11 protein-coding genes and 2 pseudogenes are annotated in these 10009 nt (G+C 54.9%); 5 read left to right on the top strand and 8 right to left on the bottom strand.

Features of this window, described 5'->3' with window-relative positions; all coding sequences use genetic code 11:
- Window positions 1-114 precede the first annotated feature (114 nt).
- Together BCA33_RS15480 and BCA33_RS15475 are read left to right on the top strand one after the other, a co-directional pair.
- Window positions 115-1325: pseudogene (locus BCA33_RS15480) on the top strand (OmpA family protein).
- Between the two features lie 87 nt (window positions 1326-1412).
- Window positions 1413-1898: a DUF4124 domain-containing protein gene (locus BCA33_RS15475; RefSeq protein WP_071267253.1), complete on the top strand. Its 486-nt coding sequence runs from the start codon at window positions 1413-1415 to the stop codon at window positions 1896-1898.
- Here BCA33_RS15475 and BCA33_RS15470 read toward each other — a convergent pair.
- Both BCA33_RS15470 and BCA33_RS15465 read right to left on the bottom strand, forming a co-directional pair.
- Window positions 1855-3111, bottom strand: a complete 1257-nt coding sequence (locus BCA33_RS15470) for a methyltransferase (protein WP_071267251.1) — start codon at window positions 3109-3111, stop codon at window positions 1855-1857. The genes BCA33_RS15475 and BCA33_RS15470 overlap by 44 nt on opposite strands.
- Complete coding sequence (locus BCA33_RS15465; protein WP_071267249.1) at window positions 3108-4379, bottom strand: D-amino acid dehydrogenase; 1272 nt, start codon at window positions 4377-4379, stop codon at window positions 3108-3110. The genes BCA33_RS15470 and BCA33_RS15465 overlap by 4 nt, the downstream gene beginning before the upstream one ends.
- A 161-nt stretch (window positions 4380-4540) precedes the next feature.
- On the opposite strand from BCA33_RS15465, the gene BCA33_RS15460 reads away from it, so the two are divergent.
- The 3 genes from BCA33_RS15460 to BCA33_RS15455 are packed head-to-tail and all read left to right on the top strand — an operon-like array spanning window position 4541 to window position 6554.
- A complete protein-coding gene (locus BCA33_RS15460; protein ID WP_071267247.1) occupies window positions 4541-5350 on the top strand; it encodes a TatD family hydrolase in 810 nt (269 codons plus the stop codon).
- Between the two features lie 35 nt (window positions 5351-5385).
- Window positions 5386-5559, top strand: coding sequence for a DUF3391 domain-containing protein (locus BCA33_RS22115; protein WP_254774481.1), 174 nt, complete (start codon window positions 5386-5388; stop codon window positions 5557-5559).
- 50 nt (window positions 5560-5609) lie between these two features.
- Entirely contained in the window at window positions 5610-6554 is a 945-nt protein-coding gene (locus BCA33_RS15455; protein WP_254774479.1) for an HD-GYP domain-containing protein, read from the top strand.
- Window positions 6555-6587: 33 nt separating this feature from the next.
- Here the strand turns inward: BCA33_RS15455 and BCA33_RS15450 are convergent.
- The 6 genes and pseudogenes from BCA33_RS15450 to BCA33_RS15430 all read right to left on the bottom strand — a co-directional run.
- A pseudogene (locus BCA33_RS15450) lies at window positions 6588-7498 on the bottom strand (lysine exporter LysO family protein).
- On the bottom strand, window positions 7498-7818 hold the full coding sequence (locus tag BCA33_RS15445) for a DUF2288 domain-containing protein (RefSeq protein WP_071267255.1): 321 nt from the start codon (window positions 7816-7818) through the stop codon (window positions 7498-7500). The pseudogene BCA33_RS15450 and the gene BCA33_RS15445 overlap by 1 nt, the downstream one beginning before the upstream one ends.
- A gap of 49 nt (window positions 7819-7867) precedes the next feature.
- Window positions 7868-8266 carry a response regulator gene (locus BCA33_RS15440; protein ID WP_071267245.1) on the bottom strand — a complete coding sequence of 133 codons (399 nt, stop codon included), beginning with the start codon at window positions 8264-8266 and terminating at the stop codon, window positions 7868-7870.
- Window positions 8247-9302 carry an HDOD domain-containing protein gene (locus tag BCA33_RS15435; RefSeq protein WP_254774476.1) on the bottom strand — a complete coding sequence of 352 codons (1056 nt, stop codon included), beginning with the start codon at window positions 9300-9302 and terminating at the stop codon, window positions 8247-8249. The genes BCA33_RS15440 and BCA33_RS15435 overlap by 20 nt, the downstream gene beginning before the upstream one ends.
- Window positions 9212-9403 (bottom strand): hypothetical protein, encoded by a 192-nt coding sequence (locus BCA33_RS22110; RefSeq protein WP_254774482.1) that lies wholly within the window; start codon window positions 9401-9403, stop codon window positions 9212-9214. The genes BCA33_RS15435 and BCA33_RS22110 overlap by 91 nt, the downstream gene beginning before the upstream one ends.
- Window positions 9404-9431: 28 nt before the next feature.
- Window positions 9432-10009, bottom strand: a 578-nt coding sequence (locus BCA33_RS15430; RefSeq protein WP_139173032.1) for a GGDEF domain-containing protein, incomplete at its 5' end; no start/stop codon positions are given.

The raw sequence follows: 10009 nt of genomic DNA, 5'->3' as shown, positions 1-10009 counted from the left end.
AATCTTCAATGTTTTGTTTTTTGTGATCCTTTAGCTTAGATTGCGCGTATTGCATGAAATGTGGTTATTTAAAACTCAGTAACATTTTAACGATAATCGGACAGGAGGTTCTGCATGAACATCATGCGCCCAATCGCGATGGCAGCCATTGCGAGCACTTTTGCGGCCCCAGCCTTGGCTGATCGCAAGGAAACGGTTTACATCAACCCATTTGCAGCTTTCCAGCTTTTTGACGACGACCGTGATTTGAGCGAAACAGGTACATTTGGTGTTGGCCTCGAATACCGGTTCAAACCAAACTGGGCGATTGAAGCGATGTACTCCCGCGCCGATGCAGACCGCAAGTACGTGTCAGGATCCTCAGATTTTGAAGAAATTCGCGTAGACGGCACTTACTACTTTGCGTCTCAGGATGAAACCTGGAACCCATATGTTTCGTTGGGCGCCGGCCGTGCAGACTTTGGCACCGACTCCTCCAGCGGCGTGCGTACCGCTGGCACCAATCACGATGAAACCCGTGTGAACGTCGGTACTGGTTTACGTTACAACATAAACGACACCCTATCCTTGCGCGGTGACCTGCGCGAGTTCCACGGCATCGATGAAAGCACTTTTGATACCCAGGTTTCTCTCGGTCTAAGCTTTGCCTTTAACCGCACAGTTGGCAGTGCAGCACCTGCGCCGAAGCGCCCGGCAGATGCAGACGGTGACGGCGTACCCGATTCCCGCGACCAGTGCCCGAGCACTCCAGCGGGCGCGAGCGTTGACAGCACTGGCTGTGAGCCAGATGCAGATCGTGATGGCGTAGCCGATGCACGTGATGCCTGCCCAGATACCCCGCGCGGAGCAAAGGTTAACAGCCGCGGATGCGAACTGGATAGCGATAACGACGGTGTCGTAAACAGCCAGGATCTTTGCCCCAACACAACTGCCGGCGCAGAAGTAGATGAGACCGGTTGTGAAGGCGTAACTGAAACCATCGAGACCTTTACCGTTGAGGTTCAGTTCCCAACAAACAGCTCTGTGATTAGCAACGCCTTCGACGATGAGATCCGTCGTGTTGCGGATGCTCTCAAGGACAACCCGGAACTGTTGTGGAAATTGCCGGCCATGCCGATAACACAGGCAAGGCAAGCTACAACCAGTTCCTGTCACAGCGCCGCGCCGAAGCCGTTGCAGGCCGTTTGACTGGCCCGCTGGGCGTAGACCCTTCGAAAGTGAGCGCCAAAGGCTATGGTGAATCAGAGCCAGTTGCCTCTAACAAGACAGCCGCTGGCCGTGCCGAGAACCGTCGGGTTGAAGCGCGCATTCAGGTTCGTCGCTAAGACAACCTAAGCGGATACAGACGTAAATGAAGTAAAGAAAGGCGCCCAAGGGCGCCTTTCTTTTTGCGCATCCCCGGGGAGTAACCCATGCTCAGATTATTGGCTGGCCTGGTTTTTCTGCTCGCGCTCATAGCTCCAGCCCAAGCCCAAGCCCAAGTCTTTCGCTGTCATGGCGCAGAAGGCAATACGGTATTTTCCGACACGCCTTGTGGCAAAGATGCCGAAGCCATCGAGCTAAAGGATAACCGAATCGGGGGGAGCTTCAACCAGAACCTGCCAGCGACAGAGGCGGTTACGCCAGAGCCAAAAGAGCCATCTGACAAGGCATCCGGGCCGGACACCTGTCGCTTTATCAACTCCACGGATCTGCGTCGATACCTGATTCGGGAACAGGTCGTCCAGGGCATGACCCGGGAGCACGTGCGCAGCGCATTCGGTGACCCACCCGAAACTTACGGCGCCCCTCGGGAAGTCTGGATCTACCAGTCCCGCTATTACGGTGCGCTCCATGAGCTGACCTACGTTTACTTTAAAGACGGGTGTGTTGAGAGAGTGGAGTACCGCAAACCCTGACCGCATCCAGCAATATATTTCTTGGTGTCAGCGACCGAGCGCAGAAACGGCCGAGCCGCACACGGTATCCCTGCTCTTCCAAAAAGACCGCGTAATCCAAAACCAGCCATAACTCCAAAGGCCGGCGAAACAGATGCCGAATGAGTTCGTAGCGGCGAACGTCTCTATGGCGCCGCACGCCATGGGCAAGCCAATGATCGAAGTCGGTGTTTTCCGGCAAACAAAGCTGTTTTTTACCGGCTGCCCAACGGCAAAAGGCGGGAAAGCCCTTTTGAATCAGCCTTGGCGAGTAAGAGGGCACAGGTAGGTATTGATCCATCCCACCCAGGGCGCGCTGTAACCCATCAAAGCCCAGGCGCCACTGGTTTAGTAGCCGGGTTTGCGTCCTGACACGGGCAGGCGCCGTTACGGTTTCCCGTACCGCCAAGCGCAGGTCGTTACGGTTTGGCCGCAGTTTGTTTTCGTGGGCAGCCGTGCGCTCTGAGAGCGTTTGGTAAGCCCCATTAACGGTGAGGTGATAGCAACAAGGTGACAGACTCAGGCGCGGCAGTGCCGCAGCAGCCCCCCGCCTCAACAGTTGTCGATGCAAGTCGCCACAGGCATGGAGCGCTACGCCATGGGTGTTCGCGGGCATGGGCAGGTTATCGGCCATTACATCTTGGCAGTGGATTTGAACTGCATCTGCGAAGTGTATGGCGAGCACGTTACCGCCAGCCACCAGCTCCGGATTCCATTCATAACCTTTGACACTTTTATGGCTTTGAGCGGCCAGTGTTCGGGATAAATGCCCCTTACCACAACACCAGTCCAGAATCGGTTGCTGCAAGGGTTTTAAGGCAGCCGCAAAAGCGCCTGCCTGCTCACGCTTACGCCCAGGCATATCCGTTGCGCGGACTTCTGGCAGTGTCGCCGCTGCAATATCTTCAGATTCGGAGAAAAACGTTGGCAAGTGAGCTATTTGGCTAAACAGGGCCAGCCCTGGCACATATTGAGACGCCATGTTTGCCAGCGTCTCTGGCTCGCCATCCAGCTCATCACACTCGGCCTCGGTAAGTGCTGTCACCCTACAAGCCAGTTCGGGAAAGCTCTGCACCCATGCGGGTATCGGCTCTATAAACGGGGCCGACTGCCAGAGAGCCTGATGCTGAACCAACCAATCATTGAGCTTTTGCCAACGCAAATAGTGAGATTCAGCGCACTCAACAACACTCACTCCTGATAGCGCCCCGGGCGAAAGGCATCCAGACAAACCGTTGGCTCTTCGCCATCCAACACCTGCGCAATCACATCTGCACTGCCCGCCGAGAACGTCCACCCAAAGGTGCCGTGCCCGGTATTAAGGTACAAATTCTTACGCGGACCGCGACCGATGATGGCCGGGCCATCGGGGGTCATTGGGCGGAAGCCGGTCCAGGTTTCTGCGGCGTCCAGATCTGCACAACCTGGGTAGCGGGATTCCACGGACTTGCGAATGGTGGCTATACGCGCTTCGGGAATATCACGATTAAAATCGGCCAGCTCCACAAAACCGGTGGCGCGTAAACGGTCACCCAAACGCGTAGACACAACTTTGTAGTTATCATCATGAATGGTGGAAACCGGTGCGTTGTCTGGGTTTTTCAATGGCACCGTAATGCTGTAGCCCTTAACCGGATAGATCGGCAGCTTAAGACCCAACGGCCGAACCAACTCGCCAGACCAGCAGCCGGCACTGATCACAAAGGCGTCGGCATCAAGGGTTTCGCGCTGGCCGTTCTCGTTGCGCAATATCACTGACTCGACAACTTGGTTGTTGGCTACAAGCCGCTCCACCTGAACGTTGTAACGAAAGCAAACTCCCTTTTCTTCACATGCTTTCGCCAGCTCCAGGGAAAACAGATGGCAATCGCCAGTGCCGTCTGTGTCATAGCTCAGGGCGCCATAAAGTGGGCCGCCCTCTGCCATTCCCGGTTCAGCCTCATAGACCTGCTCCGGTGTCAGCAGCCGGGACACTATGCCCATTTCGTTCAGTAAACGGTGCGTTCCCCGGTGCCCTTCCAACTCTTCCGGGGTGCTGGCAAGGTGCAGCAAACCACGGTGCCCGCCATCAAATTTAAGGTTTAATTCGTCTTCCAGCTTCAAGAAGCGCTCTCGGGAATGAATGCCAAGGCGAAGCATGGCACGCTTATTAAAACCAAACAGACCCGGCGACCAAGCATAGCGCAGAGTAGAAAACATGAATCGCACGGCATCCAGAGAAGGTGGCACACGCAGCTTTAGCGGGCCATCTTGCTTGAACAGCCAAGGCAACGCCTTGAACACCATGCCTGGATCAGCCCAGGGGTAGACCACTCCGTAGGAGCGCTGGGCTGCGTTACCCTTGCTGGTCTCATCGCCAGCCATGCCAAGGCGTTCAAGCACCGTCACTTGATGGCCACGACGGTTCAGTTCCCACGCAGTGGTTACACCCACAACGCCACCACCCACAACGACAACGTGCATCTGCACCTCCATCCTGAATCAAACCTGAGTACTTACATCCATCAAGGAAGTCCCTTACGGATGAATGTAGGCCAATAAACGGACAACTGATAAACTCAAACGCTTCAAACCATAGAGTAGCAGTCAAACCGACTGCCCGTACTGGAGCCTAGCACCCGTTCATGAGTAAAAAACGTCGCGAGATTCCCGTATTCGATCACCCGATCATCGAAACTCACTGTCATCTGGATTACCTCAAGGATCGTCCCCTTGAGGAAACCCTGGAACAGACACGGCGAGTGAACATTGAGCGGGTGATTACCATTGCTGTGGCACCGGACAATTTAGCGCAGGTACGCGAACTCAGCACAATGGCGCCATGGCTTTACGGCACCCAGGGCATTCACCCCCACGAAGCAGAAACCTACAGCGATGCGGTAGAAGAAGAAATTCGCGCCCACGCCCAAGACGAAAAGATTGTTGCCGTTGGCGAAATCGGCCTGGATTATTTCTATGACAAAGCAGATCGCAGCGTCCAACGAAATGTTTTTCGGCGTCAACTTCAAATTGCCTGCGACAGTGACCGCCCAGTGGTTATCCATAGCCGTGAGGCCGATGAAGACACAATCGCTATACTCAAAGAGTTTGAGCAATCCCTTAAGCGCCGTGGCGTGATTCACAGTTTTACATCCGGCCCCGGTCTAGCCCAATACGCACTGGATCAGGGCTGGAACCTGGGCTTTAATGGCATCACCACCTTCAATAAGGCGGAAAACGTGCGGGATATTGTTCGCATGGCCCCCATCAGTCAGATTCTTCTGGAAACCGACGCGCCGTTCCTCACGCCCGTGCCTTATCGCGGCAAGGAGAACGCTCCGTTCTACCTGCCATTCGTCGCGGAAAAAATTGCGGAGGTGAAAGGCTTGCCACTGGAGGATGTGATTATCCAAACCTATCAAAACAGCCTGCGAACGTTTTTCCCAGCAGGATGATCAAGCGTGTTCCGATTTCTGCATTGAAGGTCGGTATGTATATCACCGACCTTAACAATGACTGGATCCCCCACAACACCCAGCGCAAGCGCGGCGTGATCAGGCGGGAGGAAACCATAGAGAAAATCCGCAAAATGGGCGTGCAGTTTGTTTATATTGATGCGCAAAAGGGCAAAGACAGCAGGATTCGGAAACCGCAACTACCGTAGAAAATCGCAATGAGACAGCCCTGCAGAAGGCCGGCGAACAAAAGCCTGGTATGGCACCACGTGTTTCTCTTTCCGAAGAAATGGGGACAGCGCTGAATGTTCACTCCCAAGCGCAGGAGCTGGTTGATAGCTTCATGAAAAGCGCCAAAATTGGCGCTACTCTTGATGTTGCCCAGATTCACAAGCTTGCGGGCGACCTGCAGAACTCGGTGTCCCGTAATGCCAGCGCGCTGGGTTGCCTGGGCCGAATTCGCGAAAAAGACAACTACCTGCTTGAGCACTCGGTAAACCTGAGTGTTCTGATGACCGTTTTCGGGCAGCACCGAAAGCTACCCGCAGATGTCATGCATCAGATCGTTATGGGCGCCCTGCTCCACGATCTTGGCAAAATATTGACCCCGGACGAGGTGCTTCATAAGCCTGGCCGTCTTACACGGGAAGAGTTTGAAGTTATGAAGCTTCATGCCCGGCATTCCCGTGACATCCTATCGGCAACGGAAGGCATAGGTGAGCTCACGGTGATCACCGCAGCCCAACATCACGAACGCATGGACGGCTCCGGCTACCCGGAGGGTTTGAAGGGCGAGCAAATTTCAGTCTACGGGCGCATGGTCGCTATTGCCGATGTTTACGATGCAATTACCGCAGACCGCGCTTATCACAGAGGCCTGACACCCACACAGGGTCTCAAGAAGCTACTGGAATGGAGTGGCGATCACTTAGACTCGACGCTGGTAAAACAGTTTATCCGCTGTATCGGCCTGTACCCAGTAGGGTCACTGGTTCTGCTCGACAGTGGACGGCTCGGCATTGTGGTCGAAATTAACGAAGAGGATCAGCGGTTACCTATTGTGCGAGTGATGTACCACACAAAATTCCGGATGCCGATTGCAGTTACCACGATAGATCTCTCGAAAGCCAGCAATCAGGATCGTATTCTGCATGCGGTTGAGCCTGGTCAATACAAAATAGATGTGCGGAAGTTTCTTGTCTAAACCTCCACGCCCTCTTCTCACTCCTCGGCCAGCCTACCCAACCGACAGAAAGACACCCATAAAAACCGGCGACAGAAACGACAGCACAAAGCCCGAGGCAATCGCCACAGGTACACAGCTAAGCCCGCCATTGCTGCGGATAACGGGTAAGGTGAAGTCCATGGATGTGGCCCCGCCATAGCCGATGGCCATGGCGGGTCGGCTGCCGATCAACAGAGGAATAATGGCCAGGGCAATAATCTCACGCAGCATATCGTTGAGAAATGCCACGCCGCCCCACGCGGGTCCCAAGGCATCGCCAATAACAATGCCAGAGAGAGAGTACCAGCCAAACCCCGAAGCCAGTGCCAGCACATCGTGCCACGGCAACCCTAACACCGGGATCAACAACAGGCCTGCCAGCAACGAGCTGAATACAAGTGCCAACGCGATGCCCAAACCCTGAGTGTTCATCAGCAGTTTACGCAATGACAGCCCGGCATAGCGCAACTGCAGGCCAATAAGGAACAGCAAGAGCATCAAAGACCAGGTAGCCACTTGCTCCGCTTGTGGCAGTTCCGGCAACACAAAATAGCCCGACAATGCGCCCACCAGCACCGCAAGAAGAGGCTTGGCCGCAGCCACGAACAGCCGCACGTAACCTGTGACGCCAGAGGCTACTTCCCGAGGCTCTGGCATCATCGGACGCCAGCGCTGGAGCAGCCACAGCCCCGCCATATTGGCGAAAAATAGAACCGCCACCAGCGCCGACGTTTGCCCTGCCATGGTGCCAAGCTGGCTCGACAGCCCTTCCATTTGGCCAAGCCCCAGCCCCAGCAGGGCCAGAATGAAATACACCAGGCTTCCACCAAATAATGGATAACAGTCATCAGTCGGCGGCTTTCAAGCGACAGGGCAAAGCCCAGAAACAGTGGGGCAAGAATCAGCAAAGCGCCGGTCAGCATTAATGCTCCTGCGAGTCAGAACGATCCTGCACCAGCACCCAAGGCGCCACGACCACCGCCCACAGTTCGGCATTATGTTCATACCAGCCTCGGGCCAAGTCGGGTGACACATCCCCTACGTCGCCCGTAGCAAGCCATTGCTCAAAGCGAGCACGGTTATCAGCGGTGAGCTCCGAGGCTACCTCAAGCAAATCCAGATGTTTACCAACACGCACAACCTGCCCCCGGGCGAAGTACGTTTGCAGCTCGTGCCAGCGTATGCATGAGGTTTCCAGGTTAAGCCTGGCTTTAATTTCATCGTTATTCCGGGAGGACGACATGACAACCTTTTGCGTTGTTGCGGTAGTGACAGTATAAACGGGCAAGAGCTTAACCGATTGCACAGGCCTCGTTCCAGATTTCCCTGATCTGGTCTGCCAACGTAAGCGGGTCAAACGGTTTGGGAATAACGCCAGCGGCACCCAGCGCCAGATAATTCTGTACTTCGTCGCTCTGTACTTTTGCGGTCATAAACACGGCCGGAGTTGTTGCATAGCCAGGTAACCGCCGGATAGCTTTTAGAGTCTCCGGGCCGTCCATACACGGCATCATGACATCGAGAACAATCAACTGGGGCCTGCACTCGCCTATCTGTTCCAGCGCCTTTTGCCCGGACTCACAAGCCGTGAGCTCAAAGCCGCCGATGGCCTCCAAAGCCAGCTCCGCAACCGTTCGAATATCCGGCTCATCCTCAACCATCAAAATACGTTTAAGATTTTCTGGTGCCATCCCGACTTTCCTCTCGATGTTCAATACCCAGTCGTCGCAGTAACGTGCGGCACTCAGGGCCATCTGCCTGGTCAGCCGCCAGCAGAGCAGCTGCCCGCATCACCAACTTCGATTGGCTAACATTGCTTCTGCTTACAAAATACACGGCACCAATTAATTCTCTAAGGTCAAGGGGTAAGCGCCATTGCACCTTGATCCGATTGCCCAGTTTTTCTGCCCAATAGGCAATGGCAGAGTCAATCTGCTCAATTTCTGGCGGTTCACCGCTCTGGTCGCACTGGTTCTGCAGAACTTTCAGGGCCGCCAGCTCTCCAGCCCGGCTCAAAAGGCCCGCTGTATAGTAGGTTGCAGGGTTATCTCCCACCCTTTGGGCCAAGGCCCGAGCGGCGTCAGCAACCCGCAGCGCCTGCTCCTGCTCAAGGTGCGCTCGCTCCGCCAAACGTGGGCAGGCAAGTTTACCCGCAATGTCCAGAGATAAGGCAAGCGCCTGGTTCAGCGCCATCGCAACGCCAATCACACTGATTGCTTCTCTTACTGTTTTTACCGATGTGCCGGAACGGCGAAAAGACGCGCTATTCGCCACATCCAGCATTTTCGCACTCAGAGCTGGCTCCCTCTTCCACTGTTCTGCAAGCCCAGTGGCATCCAGTTCGTCGCGTTTTTCCATGAGCGCCAAAACTGCTGCGGTGTCAATCTGGCCAGGTAGCTGTATCGCAGAATTACAGGCCGCCTCCATTTTCTCATCCAGCGTGCTTGCGCCGCTATCACGAACGGTTTGCACAGGCACAAGCTCCGTCAGCCTCTGGTGCAACACATCCACTTGAAACGGTTTGCTGACGTAGCCACTGATGCCCAGGTGGGCGGCAGCGAGGATTGAATCGCGATCTGCACGCCCACTGATCATAAGCACGGGAACATCACTATTTGTCTGCCGCACTGCCCGTATCAATTCAAGCCCTGAGCCATCAGGTAAATTCCAGTCGACAACAACCAGATCCGCCGGATGTTTCTGCCAGCTGCTGATTGCCGATTGCACCAGGGTATAAAGCCGGATAACGCACCCGGATAAGCACCCGCCACAACGGTCTCAAGCAGGTCGCCAATCAGCTCATCATCTTCGAGAATCAACACATACATCGTGACGCTCTCAGTTTGCAGTTAAAAATCAAAAAAGGGCTTCAGAAGCCACAGTAACGCCATTCCGTCCTGCGCGCTTGCGCTGATAAAGAGCCCGATCTGCGGCTTCAATAGCCTGCTCACCAGACTCATAGGCGCTAAGTGCGGCAACACCCGCGCTGAAGGTCACGGAAAACTCCTCGTTGCCGCCGCTAAACAACAGCCGGGCGAAATCCTGACAAAGCGCTTCAAGCACCTCAACGGCTTTCTCCAGAGAGCATTCAGTCAGCACGATTACAAATTCCTCACCACCATAGCGGCCGATAATGTCGGTGTTGCGCAACCGATGAAGCAGGTTGGACAACGCCTTGATCACCATGTCGCCTGTTCCGTGGCCATATGAGTCGTTAACCTTCTTAAAATGATCCAGATCCAGCATGACTACAACGGAGCTATGCCCACTGCGAGCACAACGCGCGTATTCACGGTTAAGTTCTATTTTGGCGAGAGCGTGCTTCAGCAGGCCGGTGAGGCTATCGAGCGAAACCAACTTACTCAGCTGCCGGGCTCGGTAACAGCGTATCCTTGCTGTGCGCACAAGGAACTCATCAGATACGGGCTTGGTAA

This window comes from Marinobacter sp. AC-23 (assembly GCF_001858325.1).
GTDB lineage: Bacteria > Pseudomonadota > Gammaproteobacteria > Pseudomonadales > Oleiphilaceae > Marinobacter.
This window is presented reverse-complemented; position numbering and strand designations above follow the sequence as displayed.